At 54.5% G+C, this 22,564-nt stretch carries 16 protein-coding genes and 1 pseudogene; 6 read left to right on the top strand and 11 right to left on the bottom strand.

Features of this window, described 5'->3' with window-relative positions; all coding sequences use genetic code 11:
* Positions 1–16: 16 nt before the first annotated feature.
* Together ACR9EC_RS00180 and ACR9EC_RS00175 are read right to left on the bottom strand one after the other, a co-directional pair.
* On the bottom strand, positions 17–3,451 hold the full coding sequence (locus ACR9EC_RS00180; RefSeq protein WP_435299511.1) for an ATP-dependent helicase: 3,435 nt from the start codon (positions 3,449–3,451) through the stop codon (positions 17–19).
* Entirely contained in the window at positions 3,448–6,768 is a 3,321-nt protein-coding gene (locus ACR9EC_RS00175; RefSeq protein WP_435300578.1) for an ATP-dependent helicase, read from the bottom strand. The genes ACR9EC_RS00180 and ACR9EC_RS00175 overlap by 4 nt, the downstream gene beginning before the upstream one ends.
* Positions 6,769–6,844: 76 nt before the next feature.
* Between ACR9EC_RS00175 and ACR9EC_RS00170 the strand changes: the two genes are divergently transcribed.
* Together ACR9EC_RS00170 and ACR9EC_RS00165 are read left to right on the top strand one after the other, a co-directional pair.
* Positions 6,845–7,534 (top strand): TetR/AcrR family transcriptional regulator, encoded by a 690-nt coding sequence (locus ACR9EC_RS00170; RefSeq protein WP_435299510.1) that lies wholly within the window; start codon positions 6,845–6,847, stop codon positions 7,532–7,534.
* Between the two features lie 133 nt (positions 7,535–7,667).
* Entirely contained in the window at positions 7,668–7,892 is a 225-nt protein-coding gene (locus ACR9EC_RS00165; protein WP_435299509.1) for a DUF3107 domain-containing protein, read from the top strand.
* A gap of 72 nt (positions 7,893–7,964) precedes the next feature.
* Here the strand turns inward: ACR9EC_RS00165 and ACR9EC_RS00160 are convergent, their stop codons facing one another.
* The 4 genes and pseudogenes from ACR9EC_RS00160 to ACR9EC_RS00145 all read right to left on the bottom strand — a co-directional run bounded on the left by ACR9EC_RS00160 (position 7,965) and on the right by ACR9EC_RS00145 (position 12,294).
* A complete protein-coding gene (locus ACR9EC_RS00160) occupies positions 7,965–8,738 on the bottom strand; it encodes a ferritin-like fold-containing protein (protein WP_435299508.1) in 774 nt (257 codons plus the stop codon).
* A gap of 127 nt (positions 8,739–8,865) precedes the next feature.
* Positions 8,866–10,522, bottom strand: a pseudogene (locus tag ACR9EC_RS00155) (DEAD/DEAH box helicase).
* Positions 10,523–10,828: 306 nt separating this feature from the next.
* Positions 10,829–11,455 carry a MarC family protein gene (locus ACR9EC_RS00150; protein WP_435299507.1) on the bottom strand — a complete coding sequence of 209 codons (627 nt, stop codon included), beginning with the start codon at positions 11,453–11,455 and terminating at the stop codon, positions 10,829–10,831.
* Entirely contained in the window at positions 11,452–12,294 is an 843-nt protein-coding gene (locus tag ACR9EC_RS00145; RefSeq protein ID WP_435299506.1) for a PHP domain-containing protein, read from the bottom strand. The genes ACR9EC_RS00150 and ACR9EC_RS00145 overlap by 4 nt, the downstream gene beginning before the upstream one ends.
* A gap of 146 nt (positions 12,295–12,440) precedes the next feature.
* Here ACR9EC_RS00145 and ACR9EC_RS00140 point away from each other — a divergent pair, with 146 nt between their 5' ends.
* The gene (locus tag ACR9EC_RS00140) at positions 12,441–14,009 is read left to right on the top strand and encodes an aminopeptidase P family protein (RefSeq protein ID WP_435299505.1); all 1,569 of its coding nucleotides are present in this window, start codon (positions 12,441–12,443) and stop codon (positions 14,007–14,009) included.
* Positions 14,010–14,112: 103 nt separating this feature from the next.
* On the opposite strand, the gene ACR9EC_RS00135 is transcribed toward ACR9EC_RS00140, so the two are convergent.
* From ACR9EC_RS00135 to ACR9EC_RS00120, 4 genes are all read right to left on the bottom strand, one after another.
* A complete protein-coding gene (locus ACR9EC_RS00135; RefSeq protein ID WP_435299504.1) occupies positions 14,113–14,712 on the bottom strand; it encodes a TetR/AcrR family transcriptional regulator in 600 nt (199 codons plus the stop codon).
* Between the two features lies 1 nt (position 14,713).
* Positions 14,714–15,232 carry a hypothetical protein gene (locus ACR9EC_RS00130; protein ID WP_435299503.1) on the bottom strand — a complete coding sequence of 173 codons (519 nt, stop codon included), beginning with the start codon at positions 15,230–15,232 and terminating at the stop codon, positions 14,714–14,716.
* 223 nt (positions 15,233–15,455) lie between these two features.
* Positions 15,456–17,141 (bottom strand): glycoside hydrolase family 19 protein, encoded by a 1,686-nt coding sequence (locus ACR9EC_RS00125; protein WP_435299502.1) that lies wholly within the window; start codon positions 17,139–17,141, stop codon positions 15,456–15,458.
* A 263-nt stretch (positions 17,142–17,404) separates the two neighbouring features.
* Positions 17,405–18,271 carry a general stress protein gene (locus tag ACR9EC_RS00120; protein ID WP_435299501.1) on the bottom strand — a complete coding sequence of 289 codons (867 nt, stop codon included), beginning with the start codon at positions 18,269–18,271 and terminating at the stop codon, positions 17,405–17,407.
* 141 nt (positions 18,272–18,412) lie between these two features.
* Here ACR9EC_RS00120 and ACR9EC_RS00115 point away from each other — a divergent pair, with 141 nt between their 5' ends.
* From ACR9EC_RS00115 to ACR9EC_RS00105, 3 genes are all read left to right on the top strand, one after another.
* The gene (locus ACR9EC_RS00115; protein WP_435299500.1) at positions 18,413–19,762 is read left to right on the top strand and encodes a magnesium transporter MgtE N-terminal domain-containing protein; all 1,350 of its coding nucleotides are present in this window, start codon (positions 18,413–18,415) and stop codon (positions 19,760–19,762) included.
* Positions 19,746–20,279 (top strand): DUF1003 domain-containing protein, encoded by a 534-nt coding sequence (locus tag ACR9EC_RS00110; protein WP_435299499.1) that lies wholly within the window; start codon positions 19,746–19,748, stop codon positions 20,277–20,279. The genes ACR9EC_RS00115 and ACR9EC_RS00110 overlap by 17 nt, the downstream gene beginning before the upstream one ends.
* Before the next feature lie 62 nt (positions 20,280–20,341).
* The gene (locus tag ACR9EC_RS00105) at positions 20,342–21,493 is read left to right on the top strand and encodes an Mrp/NBP35 family ATP-binding protein (RefSeq protein ID WP_435299498.1); all 1,152 of its coding nucleotides are present in this window, start codon (positions 20,342–20,344) and stop codon (positions 21,491–21,493) included.
* 141 nt (positions 21,494–21,634) lie between these two features.
* On the opposite strand, the gene ACR9EC_RS00100 is transcribed toward ACR9EC_RS00105, so the two are convergent.
* A complete protein-coding gene (locus tag ACR9EC_RS00100) occupies positions 21,635–22,450 on the bottom strand; it encodes an exodeoxyribonuclease III (RefSeq protein ID WP_435299497.1) in 816 nt (271 codons plus the stop codon).
* Positions 22,451–22,564 lie beyond the last annotated feature (114 nt).

Genomic DNA, 22,564 nt, shown 5'->3' with positions numbered 1-22,564 from the left:
CTGTTTCGCGGGTGGCTTAGTGGCTGTCGTTGTGTGCCTTCAGCATGTTTTCTATGTCGCTTTTAGTGGGCAGGTTGGTTGGGCGTACTGTTGTGTCGTTTGCGACGTAGTAGAACGCGGCGGACACCTCATGCAGTGGTAGGCCGCTCAGTTCTGACCACGCTATTCGATATAACGCGAGTTGGAGTTCTCGGCTTCTTTTTTCGTCTGTGTCTCGTGGTGCGCTTCCTGTTTTCCAGTCGACGACGATGACTGAGCCTGGTTTGTCTGGGTCTTCAAATACTGCGTCGATTCGTGCGCGTACTGCGACTCCTGCAACGACAATGTCGATGTCGCGTTCTAGTGCGATGGGCCGCATGGATGCCCATTGTGAATGCTCAAATGTTTTTTGTAGGGCTTCGAGTGCGGTGTCGTCTGCGATGTAGTCTTCGTCTGCGCTGGGCATGTCGTCGATGTCGAAGAGTGTGGACATGCCATAAAACTTTTCCACCCATAGGTGGAATGTTGTTCCTCGGCGTGAGGCTACTGATGGTTCGCGTGGGATGGGGCGCCTGCGTGCGATTGCGTAGGCTTGTCGGTCTCGATGCACGTCGACGATCCCTGACACTGAAATGTGTTCGGGGAAGGCTACATCCTCGCGTGTTTTGTTGGTTTCTTGGCGTTCAGCGAGGAGTATGCCGGTGAGGTCGGCGAGGTCGATTCCTGCTGGGGTGAGCATCGGTGTTGTGAGGATGTCGTCGGGGTAGGTGGCGTGGTCGACGAGGTGGCGGGCGATGCGGGTGAGTGCGAGTGTGTGAGCGATTGTTGTGCGTTGTTGATGTTGGGCTGGGCTTTCTTCCCATTGTTTGAGTGTGTTTGGCAGTTGTGCCAGTTGAGCGATGAGGGTGTCAGCGGTGTCGTTTTCGTGCAGATCGGTTGGGGTTGCGCCTAAGCCGTCGCTGAGTTCGAAGGGCCATGCTGCGTGGAGTGTGTAGCCGTCTCGTGGGTTTGTTTCTCCGGCTTGCGGTGGTTGGGCGTCGCACAGCATGTCTACGGCGTTGGCATTGACGAGTTCTGTGAGGAATTCTGAGGGTTGTACGGGGCGTTTCCCTTCGCGCCACCACGAACCTGTCAGCATTAGTGTTGTGCGGGCGCGAGTAAACGCAACGTAGGCGAGGCGGCGTTCTTCAAGTACTTGATACACGCCAGATTCGGTTTTGAAGATGTCGAGTGTTTCGCGCACGTCTTTGTCGTGTGCGGCGGCACTGTAGTCGCAGGTTGGGAGGTCTCGTGCGTCGCCGCGTAATGGGTACGGTAATGCTCCTAGCGCGGTAAGCCATCCTGAGTCTTGCGGCCCTTTTTCACCGAGCGATGCGGTGCCTGGGAATTGTCCATCTACGAGCCCTGGCACGGCGACAACATCCCACTCTAGGCCTTTTGACGCGTGCACGGTGATGATCTGTACTGCGTGTGGGTCAGGTATTCCTACGGGCCGGTCGAGTCCGCGTTCTTGGGTGATTGCATCGCGCAACCAAGCGAGGAAAGCACCTAATGTTGGCACGAGTGCGGTGTCGGAGAAGTTCACTGCTACTCGACGGAATGCGTCTAAGTGTGCTCGCCCGTTCGGGTTGGTTGGGTCGAAGGGGGCACCTGCGCGGCGCGCTCGTTCTGCTGCGAGTGCCATTTCTACGTCGAGGCCTAAGGTTTTTTCGCAGGCGTCAATGAATTCGGGCAGGGGAAGGTAGGTGAGTTGACGTAGGTGTTCTAGCGTCGCGTTGAGGTCTTTTAGGCGTTCTAATGCGGGGGCGCTGAAGTATTCTCCTGCGGATGAGGTCCACCCGTTGGCGGGTAGTTCTGTGACTGCGTCGAGGATGGATCGTTCGTCTACAACGTCTGATTCGATGTGTGTGGTTGCGTGCTCTTCGGAGTTTTTGCCTTGCGCTCGTCGTAGTGCGCTTGTTTTTGTGAGGTAGCGTGCGTAGGCGCCTAATGCGATGAGGTCGCTGGCTCCGAGGTTGAATCGTGGTCCGGTGAGTAGTCTCATCACGGAGTCACCGCGTGATGGGTCGTGTACGGCTTCGAGGAGGGCGATGAGGTCGACGACTTCTGGGGTGGCGAGTAGCCCACCTAATCCAACTATTTCAACGGGTATGCCGTGTGCTCTGAGCGTTGATTCGAGCAGCGGGAATTGGCTGCGTTTACGGCAGAGTATTGCCGCGTTTGCGGAACCTGGTTTCCAGTGTTCTTTAAGGAATTGGGCGATTGCTTCGGCTTCGTCTTCGATGGTGGCGTATATTCCGGCGCAGGCTCGTCCGGTTCCTGCTTGTGGCCGAGGTTCTAGGGCTGGCAGGGAGTTGTTGGGGTCTGCTTGGTAGAGCGGAGCTGATGTCACGTTAGCGACTCGTAGGATTGCGAGGTCGTTGCGCCACGAAATCCCTAATTTGTGGATGTCGGCTCGTGTGCCGTCTGCTTTCCTGAATTGTTCTGGGAATCGTGCGGGTCCGGCTGCGCTTGCGCCACGCCATGCGTAGATGGATTGGTTTGGGTCTCCGACGGCTGTTACGGGGTGGCCTTGGCCAAAGAGTGCGCTTAGGAAACGTATTTGGGCGTATGAGGTGTCTTGGTATTCGTCGAGGAGGACTACTTTGTAGCGGTCGCGTTCGAGTTCCCCGACGAGTGGAACTGTTTCTGCGAGTTGTGCGGCTAGGGCTACTTGGTCGCCGAAGTCGATGGCTTCGTGGGTGCGTTTGTATTCGTTGTATTCCTGGACGAGGTCGAGGAGTTGGTAGCGGGTCGATAGGCTTCCGCCTAGTTTTCGCACTTCTGCGTCGACTGTTTTTCTGCGACCTGAGATGGGGATGTCTTCGAGTGGTGCGATAAGCATGTCCATCTGTTTTTTTGCGTCTTCAACGGTTAAGAGGTGTTCGTTGAGGGCACCGGCGAGGGAAATGATCGCTGCGGTAATTGTTGAGATGGCTTTGTCGGTGTCGATGTTTCCTTGCCATTTTTCGACGATGTCGGAGACTATCGCCCATTGGCTGGCTTCGGAGAGGAGTTTGGCTTGTGGTTCTCGTCCGATGCGGAGGCCGTGTTCTTGGACGAGTGCTGAAGCGTAGGAGTTGTAGGTGGAGATTGTGGGTTGGTTGAGGGCGTCGTATGGGTCGTGTTGGGGGTCTTTTTCGCTGCTGCGGCGTGCGGTGTCGAGTTGTTTGAGTCGGAGGGTGACTCGTTCGAGGAGTTCTCCTGCTGCTTTGCGGGTGAAGGTGAGCCCGAGTACTTGCGCGGGGGTGACGTGACCGTTTGCGATAAGCCATACGACTCGCGCGGACATTGTTTCGGTTTTTCCTGAGCCTGCTCCTGCGACGACCAGCATGGAGGTGAGTGGCGCTTCAATGATGGCTGCTTGCTGGGGTGTGGGTCGTGGCTGGTTGAGCAAGTCAGCGATGTCGTTGGCGCTTAGGGCCCGGGTCACTGGGGTTTCTCCTGTGTGGTGTCGTGCTGTGGCTGTTCGGGCTGTGTGGGGCGTTGGGTGGGCATGCCTAGTGGTATGACGTGTTGGCCTTCTGCGTTGAGGGGGCAGGATCTACGTACTGGGCAGGTTGGGCACAGTTCGTGTGGGGTGGCTTCGAATGTGGCTGAGCGCATCACTGTGACCGCATTTTCGACGAGGTCTCGGGCCCAATTATCGTCTGGGTTGGTGATGGGGTCTTGCGTTCGGATGGAGGGTTTTACGGTTTGGGCTGCCAGGTAGACGAGTTCTGCTCCATCTGAGGTGAGCTGTGCGTCGAATGCGTCGTTGAGGAGCGCCAGCTGGTACACCCCGAGTTGCGGGTTTGTTTGGGCTTTTTCTTTTGTGGGCACTGTTTTGCCGGTTTTGAGGTCGACGATCCGGGTGGTTCCGTCGTCTGCTCTTTCGAGGCGGTCAACGATTCCGGTGATGTGCGCGGTGGCGATGTCTGTGCTGAAGCCTTGTTCTACGTCTATGCGGGTGAAGTGTGCGGGCACTGTTTTTATGTAGTGGGCGAGCTGTTCGAGCATTTTTTCGGCGAGTTCGCGTTGTCTTCTGGCGGGCCAGCCGTCTGGGAGTCGTAGTTCGTGCCAGCGCTGGTCGAGTTCTTGTTTGAATTCGTGCAGGTTGCCTTTGGGGTGTGCGGCTGCGATGGCGTGGATGAGTGTGCCTACTGATTGGGAGAGGCCTGATGCGGGGGTCCCTCCTGATGTTTCGAATGTCCAGCGCAGTGCGCATTTGTCTACTGCTTCGATTCGTGATGGTGAAACGGTGACGCGTTCGCTGTTTTCGTAGAGTGGGTTTGTTGAGGAGACGGGTTGTGCGCCGTACCAGGTGTGGGTTTGTGCTTCGACGATTCCTTGCTGGCCAAGGAAGTTGAGGAGTTGGGCGCGGCTGGTGGCGGTGTGTGTGTCACCGTTTTCTAGCGCGCTAACAAGTTCGGCTCGGGTCAGGGCGACCAGTCCGCGCAGGTCGAGCGGTAGGTGTTCTGCAGGGTTGGTGTGTTGCGCTGTTCCTGTTGTTGGGTTTGTTGTTGGGTCTGCAACGAATGTGAGGAAGGGCGATGGACTCGTGTCAGTGTCAGAGACTGCGGTGACGACGAGGGTGCGGGTGGCTCGCGATACGGCTAGCGAGAAGGCGCGTAGTTCGTCGTAGTAGATTTCTTTTCGCGCGTTTTCGTTGATTCCTTGCGCCGTGTGTATGCGCCCGGAAAGAAATTCTGCGAGTGTGTGCGCGCCGAGGAGTGAGTCTCGTAGGCGTAGGTCTGGCCAGGTTCCTTCTTGCACTGCGGCGACTACAACGAGTTCCCATTCTCGTCCGGCGGCACCGGGCGGGGTGAGCAGTGCGACTTTGCCGCCTGTTGCGATTTGTGGGGCGAGGGAGTCTGCGGGGATGTCTTGCGCTTCAATGAACCGGACAAAGCTGAGTGGGTCTGCGTCTGGCATTCTGTCGACGTAGGTTTCGGCTGCTTTAAAGAGTGCGAGCACTGCGTCGAGGTCTCGGTCTGCTCGTCCTGCGCCTATTGTTCCGGTGAGGGCGGTGCGCTGCCATTGTTCGGCTAGCCCTGTCGCATCCCATACTGCCCACAGCACTGTTTGTGCGTTAGCGCCGGGTTGTGTGTGTGCTTCGCGTCCTCGTTGTAGCACTGTGGCAACCTTTTTTAAGGGCAGGCCGACGACTCCTAGCGAGGCGCTATGTTCTGGCTGGCTGAGTGCTTCAGTGATGAGCACGTCAGAGGTGCGTCCTCCCCCGCCACGTAATTCTTCGGTGCGGAGGGCTCTACGGATGCGGCGTAACCCTATTGCGTCTGCGCCGCCAATGACTGAGGTGAGTAGTTCGATGGCGTCGTCAATGTCGAGGGTGTCGTGGTTGAGTATTTTTAGTGCTTGCAGCAGTGGCCTGACTGCTGGTTCGTCGCGTAGGGGAACGTCTGTTCCGACGACTGCCACGGGCACGTTTGCCGCAGATAATGCCCGACGCATTCGTACGAGTTCTGTTCCGCTACGGCAAATCACGGCCATCTGGTTCCATGCGATGTTGTCGCGCAGGTGGGCGGCTCGTAGTGTTCGCGCGATGTGGGCTTCTTCAAGTGCGAATGATGGTGCAACGACAGCGTCGACGGCGGGTTGTGCACGTGGCTGGGGTTCTTGATGTTCCAGTGGTTCGTGTGCCGTGTGTGCTTGAGCGGTTCGGTGTGCGACGGTCGATAGAGCCGCAATGGCTTGTGTGGCGCGTTGCGTAACTGCCCGCAAGTCGCGGGCACGTTGGGCGTGGCCTCGCCACACTGTAGACAACACGAAAGGTTGGGCCCCAAACTGGCCGAGTTGTTCTTGGCTGATTGATAGCGTGCGGGGGTTTCCAGCGCTAGCTCGACCGAGGAGCGCGGGCATTGCGCCACGGAACCCTTGCACGGTGACGTCTGGGTCGCCGACGAGTACCGCTCTTGCTCCATCGCGTAAAAGTTGGGTGAGTAGGCGCGCAGTTGCTGCGGTCGCTTCTTGGTAGTCGTCGACGATCACTACATCCCAGGTGGGTTTTCCTTGTCCGTCCCAGTGGGCGAGTTCTCGTGCGGCTTCGTCAACGATTTGTGCAGGGTCGTAGCGGCGCCCTGCATCGGATGCGAGGGTCGCATACAGTGTGAGGTCTTCGTAGTCTTCTAGTACGTGTGCAACGGCTTCCCATTCGGGTCGTTGTTGTTCTTTTCCGATGCGGGCAAGATCGGGTGCAGTCAACCCGTTTTCTGCGGCGCGCATCAGCACGTCACGAAGTTCTGCACGAAATCCGCGTAGTCGCAGGGTTTCTTCAGGTATTGATGTGGGCCAGGCTACGGGGTTGAGTGTGCCGTTGGTGTGCCCTTCAAGGACTGCCGCGAGCAGTTGGTCTTGTTCTGGTCCGGTAATGAGTCGTGGTGGCGGGTTTCCCTCATCGATTGCGCGTTTCGTCAGGATTGAAAACGCAAGCGCGGCTGGGGTTCGCACCAGTGTCCCTTGGACTGGGGTTGAGACAAGACGTGTGACGTCGTTTCGCAGGTCGCCTGCGTTTCGTCGTGAAGCAGATAAAACAACGATCCTATCTGCGGGTGTTCCAGCACTAATTGCGCGATGCACGAGTTCCAAAACAAGGCGTGTTTTTCCTGTTCCGGGCGCTCCAGTCACCACAAGATGATCTGTTGTGTGTGTGAGTGCTTCGCAGACGGCCTCCTGAGACGAGTCCAACTGTGGGAGTTCCTCAGCATGCTCGGGTGTGGACAGCGCGGGCGGTAACAGTTTCACGTTTCTCATCGAACCATAAGTGTCAGACACTCCAAAATTCGATATGGCCATTCCCTCAGTAGCATTTGTCGCCTAGTCTGGCCAAATGCCCCCATCTTTTTCCCGCCATCACGTCACACCTACTCGGTCGGATCAAGAATCGTGTTCACGGGTGCCCGCCCGAATGCCTGCGGCACAACGACGAGTACAACTTATTGATGTTGCACAGTCTCTTTTTGCGGTTCACGGATATCACCATATTTCTATGGATGACATTGCTGCGGCAGCGCATGTCACTAAACCCGTACTGTATAAACACTTTCCATCCAAACTGGATTTATATCTTGCCGCGGTGGAAGACCGCGGGCAAGACCTGACCGCTCGGGTGACGTACTCTCTGGATCAGGCTGCCCAGTCAACTGCTGTGACCGGTCGGATGATTGTGCGCGCTGTTATCGACTCGTATGTTGCTTTTGTGCGTGACTGTGGGGTGCAAGCTACATTACTGTTTGAATCTGATGTGACGCGTGATGAAGCCACCCGAGAAAAAATCAATGCACCAAACACACATATTGCCGCCACTGTTGCGACAGTACTGACTCGCGTTGCTGCGGTTTCACCTCAACAGGCTCTTCATCTTGCACGCACCACTGTTGCTTTAGCCCAGCACACTGCCACATCGCTTTCCGCGCGCGTGTCCCTCTCGGCAGAAGACTGCACCGACCACATTGAAACAGCGACCGCTTTTGCGTGGGGCGGGTTAACGGAAGCTTTATCGCCTCATACTCCTCAATGACGGTTACGCCTTGAGGGCAACTGCGGTAATGAGCGCGCTGTAAGCAACCGAATCGTTTTAATATCAGTGAGAACAGAAATGAGTGTGGGCGGGGCTCTACAACCCTGCTCGTCTTACGTGTTAGGAGCCGACTATGCAGGTCACTATTGGTATTCAAAACCTTGCCCGTGAAGTTTCCATCGAAACTGACATCACTGAAGCACAACTGCTTGAAGCAGTAACTGCGGCAGTAGAAAACGGCACCCCACTGGTCGTGAAGTCCGTAAAAGGACACACCACCTTTGTACCAAGTGCAACCATTGCATACGTTGAGGTTGGCCCCGAAGAAAAACGCTCCGTTGGTTTCGGACAACTCTAAAACTGCGTAAAGCACGTGTGGGGTGGTGCACCAAGACGGTGCGCCACCCCACACGTGTATACAAAATCGACTTTAAGCCGCTAACCCAATCTTTTCCATACGTCGCGTATGCTGCGCCGTCAACTGCGAGAACAACCAAGCAACTTCAGGGTTCTGCTGGTCCTGACGCGGTGACGGCTTTGCCTCAGCAGCGTGTGCCCCGCCAACAACCAAACGCTCCAAAGCCGGATTCGCTGCAATAAGCTGCTGAATCTGGTGCAAAGATTCACCGACCAGACGTCGCCCCCACAGGGCAAGACGCGAAGCTAGCACTGGGTCTGCTTGAGACTTTGCATTCAAAATAGCGCGCGCGTTCGCGGACTCTTCCGTATCATCAAGGATTGCTTTAACCCGCGCTTGAATGTCCTCCGCCAACGTCCCTAACGCGACCCTGCAAAAATCAAGGGCAACCGCGTGCCCCACATACCCCTTCAACACACGTTCATGCCATGTTTGAGAACGAGTACGTTCCTCATACTCTGCATACGCATCATTAAAATGCAGAAGATGCTGCCGCCCGTCATACCCGAGCTCATCAATAATGCCCACAACCTGCTGCATTCGGTTGTACGCTGCCGCAGACAAATGCGCATGCGCAACACGATATTCGGCCGTAGGACTTTGCGCCGCATCAATCGCAAGACGCATCTGCGCAGAAAGTTCTGTGTAAGCCAACAAACCTAACAGTTCAATCGCATCGTCTTGGTGTGCTGTTCCAGTGTTCTGCAACGGCTCACGCACCGCGTCATGTTGCGCGTGCGTTAGAGCGGAATCTGCCAGTGGGGGGTTATCAGAATTGTGACTCACATACACACAATAGACTGCGTCGCATATACACCGCATCAATAACATGCTCACATAACACGAAGTGGTGCGGTGAGAACTACACGCTTTCCTCACCACACCACTCATATACGCAACATCAGCGCATCACTTATTCGCGTGTTGTACGGCCTTCTCCAGCGCTACGCTGCTCAGGATTCGTGTTCGGACGACGACGGCGACGACGCGGACGAGTTTTCCCCTCCACACCACTACCCGACTTCGCAGGCTTCACATCCGCTGAATCGCTGCGTGGAGCTTTCGCCTCAGCGTTCTCAGCAACAACCTCACCGTTTACCCGACGAGTACGGGAACGCTGACGCTTCTGCCCACCATCACGAGAACGAGTCGACTCAGAACGTTTCTTACCCTCAGCAGACGAGCCCTGAGCGGAACCCCCCCTGACGAGGTGTACGACGCTTACTCGTGCGCTTCCCCGTCTCCCCAAGATCTTCCAGCTTTTCAGCGTCCAGACCCTCACGCGTGCGAGATTCCTTTGGCAAACGACCCTTCGTACCTTCAGGAATGTCTAAGTCACTGTACAAATGTGCCGAACTCGAATACGTTTCCACCGGATCTGGAACATTCAACTCCAGTGCCTTATTAATAAGTGCCCACTGTGGAACATCATCCCAGTCCACAAAAGTAACCGCAGTTCCCAAGTTTCCAGCACGACCAGTACGACCCGTACGGTGCAAATACACCTTCTCGTCCTCGGGAACCTGATAGTTAATCACGTGAGTAACATTCTCAACGTCGATACCACGCGCAGCCACATCAGTAGCCACCAACACATCAACTTTTCCATTACGGAACGCACGCAACGCCTGCTCACGCGCACCCTGACCTAAGTCACCGTGCAACGCTCCCGCAGCAAAACCACGCTCAATCAGCTCTTCCGTAACTTTCGCTGCAGTGCGCTTGGTACGAGTAAACACAATCGTCAAGCCACGGCCGCGCGCCTGCAAAATACGAGCAAGCATCTCTGTCTTATCCAGCGCATGCGCACGATAAATCACTTGCTTAATGTTTTTGTGCGTCGATCCTGCATCGTCAGGATCATTCGCCCGAATGTGAGTCGGCTGGCTCATGTACTTACGAGCCATAGTCACAACCGCGCCAGGCATCGTCGCAGAAAACAGCATGCTGTGGCGTACCGCAGGAGTCTGCGCCAAGATTTTCTCTACGTCAGGCAAGAACCCTAAATCAAGCATCTCGTCTGCCTCGTCAAGCACAACAGTTTGCGCTCGCATGAGGGTTAAGTGTTTTTGCTTAAGTAGGTCGATGATACGGCCAGGAGTTCCGACGACAACTTCGGCACCACGCTTTAAAGCGTCGATTTGTGGCTCGTATGCGCGCCCACCATACAACTGCACAATGCGCACGGACCGTTTGGTTGAGGCGAGTTCTAGGTCTTTTGCAACCTGAACTGCAAGTTCTCGGGTTGGGACGATAACCACGCCTTGGGGTTTTCCGGGCGCTGGCAGTTCGTCGTATCCGGCTTCGCCTGGGGCAATGACCCGATGCAGTAGCGGGATACCGAACCCGAAGGTTTTTCCGGTTCCGGTTTTTGCTTGGCCGATGATGTCGTGACCGGATAGAGCCACAGGTAGTGTCATCGCTTGGATGGGGAATGGCGTAACGATGCCCGCTTCTGCGAGCGCTTCAATGATCTCTGGGCGGATGTCGAAATCCGCGAATGTTGCGTCAACTTCTTGGACGCTTGATGCTGTGTTAGTCACAGTGCCTCGTCTTGTCAGTGGCGGCACTCTACGCCCTGTATGCAGCCGTCTTGTGACGGTTTGTGTGTGCGTCGCATAGTGTGCGCCGCTCGGCTACTGGGGTGGGGCCTGCCTTCGGAGGTAGCCGAACGTGGAAATACGTGCTGCATCGTTAGGTGATGTAGCGGGAGGTTCTATCGAGACGAACGGGCAACCTTTAACTTTTTTAGTGTACTACTGCCCTGTTGATTAGCTGGTGATTGCGAGCGATACCACGTTTTTTGCGTGTGATAGTGCTGTGGGGCCAGCACATTTGTGTGCTGGCCCCACAGGTGGTGTCGTGTTTGTGTCGCGTTATGCGGCTTTCACGAAGGCTGTGATTGCGTCTGCGACGAGTTGCACTGCGATTGCAGCAAGCAGCAAACCGGCGATTCGGGTTACAAGGATTGTTCCGGATTCGCCGAGGATGCGGTGAATAATGTTTGCGAATCGCATGGAAGCCCATACGGTGACGCAGATGAGGAAGAAACCAATGGCGAGTGCCATCCAGTCGGCGGCACTTCCATCTACGCGTTGCACGAACAGCATGGATGCGACGATTGCACCTGGTCCGGCAAGGAGCGGCGTACCGAGTGGCACGAGGGCAACGTTGACGTTTTTGCTGGACGTCGGGTCGCTTTCTTCTTCCATTTTCCCGGTCAGCAGCTGCATAGCTACGAGCAGGAGTAGCAGACCCCCTGATGCTTGCAGTGCAGGCAAGGAGATGTGCATGTAGTTAAGTATGTGTTGCCCAAATGCAGCAAATGCGAGGATGACTCCTGCGGCAACGAAAATTGCGGTGCGTGCTGCTTGTTTGCGCTGTTTTGCAGTCATCGAACTGGTTAGTCCGAGGAAGATAGGGACCGTTCCTGGTGGGTCCATAATGACGAAGAGTGTTACATACACTTCGATGACGAGTCGTATATCAACGATGTTGCTCATGGTCGAACCACTGGTGTCACGCCAAGTTCCTCAATTGCTCTGAACACCTCTGGGTGGGTGGTGTTTTCTCCTAGACGGTTGGGTTTTCCGTCGCCGTGGTAATCGCTTGATCCGGTAATAAGTAGATCATGCTTGCGTGCCAGTTCGGTAAGTCTGGCTTGTTGTTCGGTTGGGTTGTCGCGGTGGTGGATTTCGAGTCCTTGCAGTCCGGCTTCAACCATTGCTTCTACTGCTGCGTCTGGTACTACTCGTCCTCGGGTGGTTGCGCCTGGGTGTGCAAAGACGGCTACTCCCCCAGCCGCACGGATCGTTTGGATCGCTTCGAGTGCGTCTGGGGCGTAATGCGCAACATAGTATTTGCTGCCGGAGCACAGAATTTCTTCAAAGACGGAGGGACGGTCTGGCATTTGTCCTGTTGCGACGAGTGCGTCAGCGATGTGTGGGCGGCCGATTGTTGCGCCTTCGCTGGTTTGGGCGAGTACGTCTTCCCACGTGATGTTGAAGTCTGCTTTGAGTGCTTCGACGATGCGGTAGGCGCGGCTTACTCGGGCGTCTTGTGCTTTTTCGTTTTGGGCAACGTATGCCTGGTGGTGTGGGTCGTGGAGGTAGCTGAGCAGGTGCACGGACACTCCGTTGTATCGTGCTGATGTTTCTGTTCCTCGTACGAGTGCTACCCCGTTGGTGTGTGCGGCTTGTTCGGCTTCGTCCCACCCGCTTGTGGAGTCGTGATCCATGATTGCGACAACGTCAAGCCCTTCTGTGCGTGCATGGGTCAGAAGTTCGGTTGGTGTGTCTGTTCCGTCCGAAAATGTCGTGTGGGTGTGTAAGTCGATGCGCATCTTTTAAGAATATGTGCTCAGCAAGGGCTGGCGAGACCGTTTCCACGTGTTCCCTCACACGTTTGTGGTGGAGTAGTCACCTGTTCTTGTGGGTCTGGGTAGCTCCAGTCATTTACTGTTTCCTAAATGGTGAGACACTAGAAGGTATGAATGACAACGCAGCACAGCATGATGAAACGGCCGACGATGTCAACGCTGATCTTCAAGATCGCGTCAATAATCGTAGTCACCGGCCAAGTTCGGAGAACTTTAAAGAGTTCATGACATCAAACTGGGAGCCTCGTAAGGACCTCGGTATTGTTGCCGGAGATTTTGCTTCCTTCACGGTGGCTCGTCGTGAGGCACTTTCGGCGCATTTCCCTGGGGAACGTCTCGTTGTTCCTGCTGGTGGTTTGAAGGTCCGCTCGAACGACACCGATTATAGGTTCCGTCCGCACACGGCGTTTGCGCACCTCACAGGTTTTGGTACGGATCAGGAACCAGATGCGGTACTGGTGTTGGACCCACAGTTCGATGAGTCTGGGGCACCTACCGGGCACGAGTCGATACTTTTTGTTCGCCCCCTTGCCGACCGTAAATCTGAAGAGTTTTACGCTGATTCACGCTATGGGGAGTTCTGGGTTGGCGCTCGTCCCACGTTAGAAGACGTTACTCGGTTGACCGGCATTCACGCCGCTCACATTGATTCTTTAAGCGATCTGTTGGCAAAAGATTTGGGTCCGGGGCATGTTCAAGTCCGGGTTGTTCCACAAGCTGACGAGCAGGTTGAGGCGTTAATTGAAACATTACGTCTTGAAGCAGGTTTAGATACGTCATCGGCTGAGGTACGTAATGAACTCGCTGAGATTGATGCGAAACTTGCTGAGGTTCTTTCCGAGATTCGTCTAGTCAAGGACGAGTGGGAAATCGAGCAGATGCGTGAGGCGGTCAACCAGTCTCTTGCTGGTTTCGCTGAAGTAGTTAAGAACTTGCCGCGCGCGGTTGCGCATCGTCGCGGTGAGCGTGTCATTGAGACTGTGTTTGATGCTCACGCTCGTCTTGAAGGCAACACTGTCGGCTATGAGACGATTGCTGCTGCTGGTGACCACGCCACCACATTGCACTGGATCATTAACAACGGTCAGGTCCGTGAGGGTGAGCTTGTCCTCGTTGATGCTGGTGTTGAGGTCGAATCGTTGTACACGGCTGACGTGACACGTACGCTTCCTATTTCTGGAACGTTCAACGACGTGCAGCGTCGCGTATATCAAGCTGTGCTTGATGCAGCCGATGCGGCTTTCCTTGCTGCTGTTCCTGGCAATAAGTTCTCTGACGTGCATGAAGCAGCAATGAAAGTTATTGCAGCTCGCCTTGAAGAGTGGGGTTTGCTTCCTGTCAGCGCTGAAGAGTCTCTTGCTCCTGAAGGGCAACAGCACCGTCGTTGGATGGTTCACGGCACAAGCCACCACCTTGGTTTGGATGTGCATGACTGTGCTCAGGCCCGCCGGGAAATGTATGTAGATAAGGTTATTGAGCCGGGAATGGTGTTCACTATTGAGCCAGGCTTGTATTTCAAGTCCGACGATTTAGCGGTTCCTGCTGAATACCGTGGCATTGGTGTGCGCATCGAGGATGACGTGCTTGTAACTGTGGACGGTAACGAGAACTTGTCGGCGGCGCTTCCTCGCCGTCCTGAAGATGTTGAGTCGTGGATGGCCGACCTTCTGAACAACTAGTTTTCTCACACGTAGAGAAGGTGGGCGGAACCTTTATGGTTTCCGCCCACCTTTTTGGATTCTGTAGAAGATCAGTCAGCATGTCCTGAAAAAAGAGGCAGGTTCATAGTCGTTGGGTTGTGCTGCTTAACGCGGCTAGTGCAGCTGCGTTGACTGCTTCGCGCAGCCAGGATGCCGGTGGTCTGTCATCGAGGATTGTTTGTCGTGCGGCCGCGTATGGCAGGTCGATGAGCGCGAACCGTGTCAAGCCGGCCTTCTCAGGTGTGCACATACCAAAGCGTCGTTTGGTGAATGCGAGCACGGCTTGTTTGACCTGGTCGTTCAGCGTGGACAGTTCTGCTCCTAGCTCGTCGGGCCACAATGCGACGAGGTCTTCGCGCCGGTACATAGTGAGCACTCTCGCTTCGTCGCGGTGCTCTGCGCTCCAGCCCAGCGTGTGTGCGATTGCGGCTTGTGCAGCGTCAGTCACATTGTCTAGGTCGAGCGCTTCGAGGAACCCAACCTGAAACTGCTTCACAGTACGAATCCATAGCCTAGCTAGGATCAGGTCACGGGAGGCGAAGCGGTGATAGATCGAACCCGACGGTGCTCCTAGGCGTGCGGCAATCGCAACCACGGTTACGCCGTGCGCCCCGTCTTCGCTCACAAGCGCCAACGCAGTATCGAGAATTGAATCGTCCGTATATTTTGCGGTCCGGCCCATTTCAACTACCGATCGTGTTCGATGTCTGCGGCTGTCTGTCTGTCTTTGTTACCCAACGCAGCAACCGCACCCATACACTCCTTTGGTGCGGTTGTTGTGACGGCACACCTAGGTTGCGTGCTAGTTTGTCGAACGCTTCTTCGAGGAGCGCATCGTGCATTGGGCGGAAGAACAACGGCCAGGTCAAGCGTGCCAAGCTATGGGGATGCAGCCGGATTTCATGACGAACTGTGGTCTCTGACTCCGAGGTGCTTGTGATGGTGAGTGCGTGTCCGCCATCGAACCCGGTTGGGCTAGTGAACTGGAAGACGATCTTGTTGGCAGGGTCGACGTGTTCCACTCGGTATCGCACGGGACCGTGACCGCCGCTCGCACCAGTTACAAGCCCTCGATCAAAGTGCATACGCGGCCAGCACTCATAGGGCCAGAAACGATCGTCTTTGCTTGCCAGTGTGGCTATCAGCGCAGCGACTTCCGATACTGGCACTGCGTAAGCGCGTTCGTGGATGTTGACGATCATACTGGGCCTGCCTTCCATAGATATTAGAGAGCTGTCTCTATTATTGTCTGGCGTTTCTCTCCCTGCAAGACGTAGCTTCACGGATTCCCTCGCCAGGAGTTTCACACCTATATCAGCCACAAACTGCGAACTGACGGCTCCCACAGTGAGGAACAAGAGTGCACATAAAAATGTGGGTAGGTGCTGCGCGGCACCTACCCACTTGTGTTACTCGGAAGAGTTGCTATTTCGTGTTATCGATAACGACTTTTCCTTCGAATTCCACTTGTCCGCGGAAGAAGTAGTCAACGCAGGTTTTGTAGTCTCCTGTGTTAGCTAATGAGAATGGCGTTTGGTACGTCACGAGTTGGCATTTGTAGCTCTTACCCGATGGTTTTGTCGAGTCGTAGCTCCAGTCCATGTCAAGGTTTGTTTTTGTTGCTGCTGCCGAGCCAACAACAAAGCCTTTCGTGTCTGCGCACCCTAGTTTTTCGTCTGCTGGAATTGTGACACCAAGTTCGTTAGCGAACGCTTTGTATGCGTTGATTCGGTTCACGACTTGGCTCTTTTCGGCTCCACCGTTGTGGCATTCAATACCACCGTTGATGATGTCGACTGTTGCCCCAAAACCTGGTGACATGTTGTTGGCTTTGTCCACTGCGTTTGGTTTCCATGTGCCGTCAACAACCCATGTCATAGGTGGTTTGGGCGATTGTGGGTAGACAGCGAACCAGATAGCGGAAGCAAAGTTCAACCATGAGTCTGCAACGAGGGCAGGGTCATCGAGGAGAATGTTTGGGTCTCCGTAGAGTGACTTGCTGAACTGCCCATAGTTGTAGTTCCACGAGAGCTGCTTTGCTCCGCGGCCAAAGTACGCGTAGTACTGCCCAGCGGAGTCTTTACCGCAGGGGGTAAAGATCGAGAAAATTGGGCTGCCCGCGTCTTTGAAACATTCTGTGTAGATGTCTCGGCTTTTCTCTTCGGTGTAGCTGATTTCGCGTAGGTACCACAGTGCTTGACGATGCGTTGGGATGGTTTGGTCTTGCGGCATCGTCGCAAGCACAGGGTTGTTGTGGTCTGGGTCGTTTGTGAGCAGGCTTGGGGTGAGGGTAGCCCAGTTGGCTCCTGTTTCTTGAACGAAATGCGCGAAGGTTGTTGCTAAGAGTTTGCGGCAGATCTCTTCTGAGTTGCGCCCATCTTCATAGATTGCGCAGTAGGCTGGGAATTTTCCTACCGCTTTCAGCAAGTTTTCGTATGAGTATGCTTTATGGCGCACCGGGAACAGTTCGTTGAAGCGCGTCTCACTGATGATGGATTCCAGCAGTTTCACGTTGGCAGGGTTTGCCGCACGCTTTGGGACGATCTGGTTGACCTCTGAATCTGGGCGTACTTCTTGTGCTTTCCGAATGAGTGGAATGAGGTCTTTGGATTCTCCGGCTGAGTCTGCAAGAGCTTTCTCATCTGTTGCCATTTTTGTTGCTGTTGGATAGTCAGCAGGTGGGGCGATGTGCTTCACCTGTGGCTTGTATGCTGCTGGTGCAGGCGGTTGGGAAGGGTTTGGATCCGGTGTTGGATCTGGTGTGGGCGTTGGGTCTGGTGTTGGAGTTGGTGTGGGGGTCGGCCCGGCGCCAGTGCACGGGCCTTCCAGTTTCCAAGAAATCCACTGTTGACTTCCTGGGATGTCGCCAAGTGTCCACCACGAGGCTTTGTATATGTTTCCTTTGTAGGAAACAGTTGCGCCACTGCGATATTCGGTGGTGGCTTGCCACTCTGCGGGGCATGTTGGAGTTGCTGCCGCGGCAAGCGCTGTCTGTGGGAGTGGGGAACTGACCATTGGAGCTCCTGTGGCGATTGCCGCGCTGAACAGCAGTGAGCTGCCGGCAAGCAATGATGTCCATGCCACAAGGGCACCACGACGCTGAATCTTCATGGTGTTCCTTTCGTTACCGCCTAAGCGGGAACAGACTTAATTGGGTGAATACGTTTGCTTCGTATGAAGTAAACGTGTGATAACCCTAAATCGCTTTTGCCTAAACTTCAGGTGCTTTGCACTTTTTGCAGGGTGGTCCCCTATCCCTTGAGTTATTGCGGGTTTTTCTGTTTAAATATCGCTTTTCACGACAGATGGGGTGTGCCTGTCACAATTTTTTGTGACAGGCACACCCCATCTTGTTATGTTCTGAGCGTCTGCCCTTATTTATCTGACGACGGCTTGTATGGATTATCTCCACTAGCAGCCGCGGTGTCGTCACTGTCCTGCACTGTTTCAGAATCCGACGGCGCACTTGCAGGAACCTGTGGCACTTCTTCAGTCATAGGAGCCACCGCAGGCGTTGCTGCATGCGCATCGGCTGCTACAGATTTCGGTGCAGAAGCCTGCTCGCGCGCTTCACGTTCCGCACGTTTTTGTGCATCTAAAGCCTCTCCATACGTGAGAGGCTGACCGGACACGGTCGGGGCCGGTTGAGAGACAGATTGTTCAGTGGTGTGCGCCGGTGCAGCAGGCGCTTGCTGCCCGTACGAATGCTGCACTGTAGCAGCAGGAGCAACCGGTTTAACTACCGAAACAACATCACCTTCAACGCCTTTTTCGCGCAGTAGGTTACGTGCTTTACCTGCAGTTTCAGGTGAGCACAACAGCACATATTTAGCTGCAACTATTTGGCTTTGCGACGTAAAGTCACGCTTTCCACCAGTCAAGGCATAACTCAGCACCGAAAACAGCAAACCGAAGCCACCACCGATAACCACGGCGGTCAAAATAACGCTACCTTCACCATTTGAGCCAAACAATGACAGCAACAAACCAACAAAAAGACCAAACCATGCACCTGAAGCAAAGCCCGCCAAAGCAACTCGCGGGTAGGTTAAACGTCCGGTAACCCGCTCCACCATGTGCAAGTCGTGGCCAACAATGGTTACTGTCTGAACAGCAAAACCAGCATCTGATAGTGCATCGACGGCTTTTTGCGCTTTAAGATACGTCGAATACGTCGCTATTTCGTTTCCACCCGGCATCGTTGGGACCCGTGGGGAAGGGTTTGGGGTCATCATGCTCATAGGCTCAAGTTTTCCATCTTTATGCACGAAGAGCGCACTATATTGGGTGAATATAAGGAAATGTTTGCTGCTGGCGTAGATTTTGTGCCCTATTCACGTGGTGTCAAGGACTCGTAGCAAAAACTTGCGTAAGGTTAGAGCGTGAGCAGCCTCGGAACCCAAGTATTCGTCGCACGGTTAGCTGGAACTCCCGTTTTTGACCCGATCGGAGACCAAGTAGGCCGTGTGCGTGACGTTGTTGTTTTACTACGATTAACACGCGCCCCACGAGCAGTAGGCCTCGTCGTTGAGGTCCCTGGGAAGCGCCGCGTATTCTTACCCCTCACCCGTGTAACCGCCATTGATACCGGCCAAGTTATCTCTACCGGCCTGCTTAATATGCGCCGGTTCGAACAACGTCAAACAGAAACCCTCGCTGTTTCAGAACTCTTAGACCGCAAAGTTACCCTCAAGGACGGTTCTGGCGAAGCCATCATCGAAGACCTTGCCATCGAAAAGATGCGCAACGGCGATTGGACCGTTACTCGCCTCTTTGTGCGCCGACTCGAAGGCAAACAATCCGGTCTACGCTTGCGCCGACGAGGGCACACCATGACAGTCGACGCCGATGCAGTAACAACCCTCGCATACACGACAGAAGCCCAAGGCGCTGCTTCTCTACTTGCAGCATACGATGACCTAAAACCAGCAGATCTCGCAGAAGTCCTCCACGAACTAGCAGATAACCGTCGAGTTGAAGTAGCGTCCGCGCTGGATAACGAACGCCTCGCTGACGTTTTAGAAGAGCTCCCAGAAGACGACCAAGTGGCGATTCTGTCATCGTTAGAAACAGACCGTGCAGCTCACGTCCTTGAAGCGATGCAGCCCGACGATGCAGCAGACCTCCTGCACGAACTACCAGAACAGCAAGCAGCTGAGCTCCTAGAAGCAATGGAACCGGAAGAAGCAGAAGATGTCCGCCGGTTGCTCGCCTACGACGAAAACACTGCTGGTGGAATGATGACCACCGAGCCGGTGATCTTGGCGCCAGAGACACCTATCGCCCAAGCTTTAGCGCACATTCGTCGAGCAGACTTGTCTCCTGCGTTAGCGTCCGTGGTGTTTGTTGCTCGTCCACCATTAGAAACACCAACTGGTCGTTTTTTAGGTGCAGTACACTTTCAACGGCTGCTACGTGAAGCACCGCACGAGGCAATCGGTACGATTTTAGATTCACAAATTGAGCATGTGGGTGTTGGCGCCCACTTGGCAGACGTGGCACGCATATTGGCCACATATAACCTGTTAGCACTTCCGGTTTTGGACTCAGAACGTCGACTACTTGGTGCAGTCTCAGTCGACGACACGCTCGACCACCTACTGCCTGATGATTGGCGGGAAAACCCGATTAATGATCATGACCTCGAAGACAATTCTGCGTTTTCGCGAGGTCAGGTGAAGGCTGACACTACACAAGTAAGAGGAGGGGAAACTCGTGGCACAGCGTCTTGATACACCTAAGGAAGCTAAGCGTTCACTGTTTTCTCGCCGCTCACGTAATGAAGATTCGTTTGGTAAGTCAGCTGAGGGCATAGCCCGCTTCATGGGCACACCAAAGTTCTTGGTGTGGATGACCATGTTCTGTCTCGTCTGGCTGGCTTGGAACTCCTTTGGACCAGAGTCTTTACGCTTTGATAAGGCAGCCAACGGTTTTACAGCGTTAACACTGATGCTTTCGTTGCAGGCATCCTATTCGGCTCCACTCATCTTGCTTGCCCAAAATAGGCAAGCCGACCGTGACCGTGTAACCGCTGAGCAAGACAGGCAACGCGGCGAACGGAACCTTGCAGATACTGAATACTTGGCCCGGGAAATGGCTGCGCTACGCATCGCTCTGAATGAAGTAGCCACACGTGACTTTGTTCGTTCTGAACTTCGGAATCTTGTCGAAGACATGGACCGTGAACGTGAACACCGCAAAGAACACAACCGTGACGACGACGCACAAGACACCGACCACAACGCGTGACTCAACCGGATTTACTGACAACCGTCATCAAGTGTCAGCCACATTCTCGTTAGACTAGTGGCATGCCAGACACGCTCAGCGGCTCCGCTGCACTCATTGCTGCCCTCAATAAAGCCCTCGATACGGTTATCGATCCTGAGATTCGTCGTCCTATCACTGAACTTAATATGGTTCGCTCAGTTCAGGTTGAGGACGTTCAAGGGTCAGTTATCGCACGCATTGGCGTTGATTTAACGACGTCTGGCTGTCCCATGAAATCAACAATCGTTGAGCGCGTGACTACAGCTGCACGCTCAGTCGAAGGCATCGATGACGCTTCCGTGGAACTTGGCGTCATGGACGCAGAGCAACGTGAAGCACTGCGCATTATGCTTCGCGGCTCTGCTACACCTGTTATTCCTTTTACTCAGCCAGGCAATCTGACAAAAATCTTTGCTATCGGTTCAGGAAAAGGCGGGGTCGGAAAATCGACTGTCACAGCTAACTTGGCTGCTGCTATGGCACAAAACGGGGTCAAAGTTGGTGTCATTGACGCAGACATTTATGGTTTCTCCATTCCCCGACTACTCGGAGTAGAAGGACAACCAACGCGTGTCGATTCGATGCTACTTCCACCGATCGCTCACGAAGTAAAAGTCGTGTCTATCGGCATGTTTGTTCCGGCCGGTCAGCCTGTCGTATGGCGTGGTCCTATGCTGCACCGCGCGTTAGAACAGTTCCTCACGGACGTGTATTGGGGAGACCTTGATGTGCTGCTCCTCGATCTGCCACCAGGTACAGGAGATATCGCTATTTCTGTTGCACAGCTCTTGCCAAACAGCGAAATCTTAACTGTGACAACCCCACAAGTCGCCGCTGCTGAGGTCGCCGAACGTTCAGGATCTATTGCACTGCAAACCGGCCAAAAACTTGCAGGTGTCGTCGAAAACATGGCGTGGCTTGAACAACCAGACGGCTCTCGTCTAGAACTCTTCGGCGCTGGTGGTGGGCAAGCCGTATCCGAGTCGTTGTCGAAACTGACGCAAACAGACGTTCCTTTACTTGGGCATATTCCGCTCGACATTGAACTACGTGAAGATGGGGATCGTGGTTTACCGGTTGTCGTAGCTCACCCTGATTCTCCTGCGGCTAAAGCTCTCAGTGACATTGCGTTGACGCTTGCGCAAAAAGAACGTGGTCTTGCTGGGATGCGACTCAACATTTCACCTGTATAAGTCTGCGCTTAGCCTGCTGAAGGTCGTGGGTGTTGTCGGCAGATAAACCAAAAACGACCCCACGACCTCCAGCTAACTCTTGAACGTACGCAAAAAGGCACTCACGCAGAGCAGTAATGTCACCTATTTTTTTGTTGTAGTTCAGTCGAGTACGTAGTCGACGAGTAACGGTGCGTGATCTGACCAGCGTGTGTCATATGAGGAGGCGCGGTCTACTCGTGCGTTTGATGCCAGTGGAGCAAGTGTTGGTGTAACGAGTTGGTAGTCGATGCGCCAGCCTGCATCGTTGTCGAATGCTTTTCCACGGTTTGACCACCACGTGTATGGTCCTGGTACGTCACCTGCTTGCGCTCGCGCTAGGTCTACCCAACCGGCTGCGAACCATTGGTCGAGGTACGCGCGTTCTTCTGGAAGGAATCCGGCAGTTTTGAGGTTTCCTTTCCAGTTTTTGATGTCGTTGTTTGTGTGTGCAATGTTGATGTCTCCTGCAACGATGACGTGTCGCCCTGAGTTCATGAGTTCGTTGAGGCGCAGTGTTACGCGGTCGAGGTGTGCATATTTTTGATCCATTTTTGGTGTGCCGGCGGTGCCAGAGTGGATGTATGTGGACACCACTGTTAATTCGCTACCGTTGGGCAGGGTCAGGTCTGCTTCGACCCACCGCCCTGTGTCTACGTCTGGTTCAGCTGCACCTGTGTCAAGACCATTAGGTAATCCGATGCGTTGTGCAGTGGTTTCTTGCCGCGTGGCGATTGCTACACCTGCTCGTCCTTTCACGTTGCATGCTTGGTGGATTACTTTCCAGTCTTCACCAAGTAGGTTTGCGACGATTTCATCGTTAGCACGGACTTCTTGCATGAGGACGACATCAGGGTTTGTGGATTCTAGCCAGTCCCCCATACCTTTTCGGTAGGCAGCTCGAATTCCATTTACGTTGACGGTTGCGACTGTGAACATGTTCTCCATCTTCTCCAATGGTTGTTGTGATGAGCAACCGCATCATGCGTGTCGTCGTTGTGTACGGGTCACATTGCACACAACATGAGGGGTGGCCTGCCGCCCCGATATGGT

Source organism: Timonella sp. A28 (assembly GCF_051200815.1).
Taxonomy (GTDB): domain Bacteria; phylum Actinomycetota; class Actinomycetes; order Actinomycetales; family Cellulomonadaceae; genus Timonella.
The sequence above is the reverse complement of the archived record's forward strand: the minus strand, read 5'-3'. Positions and strand labels throughout refer to the sequence as shown.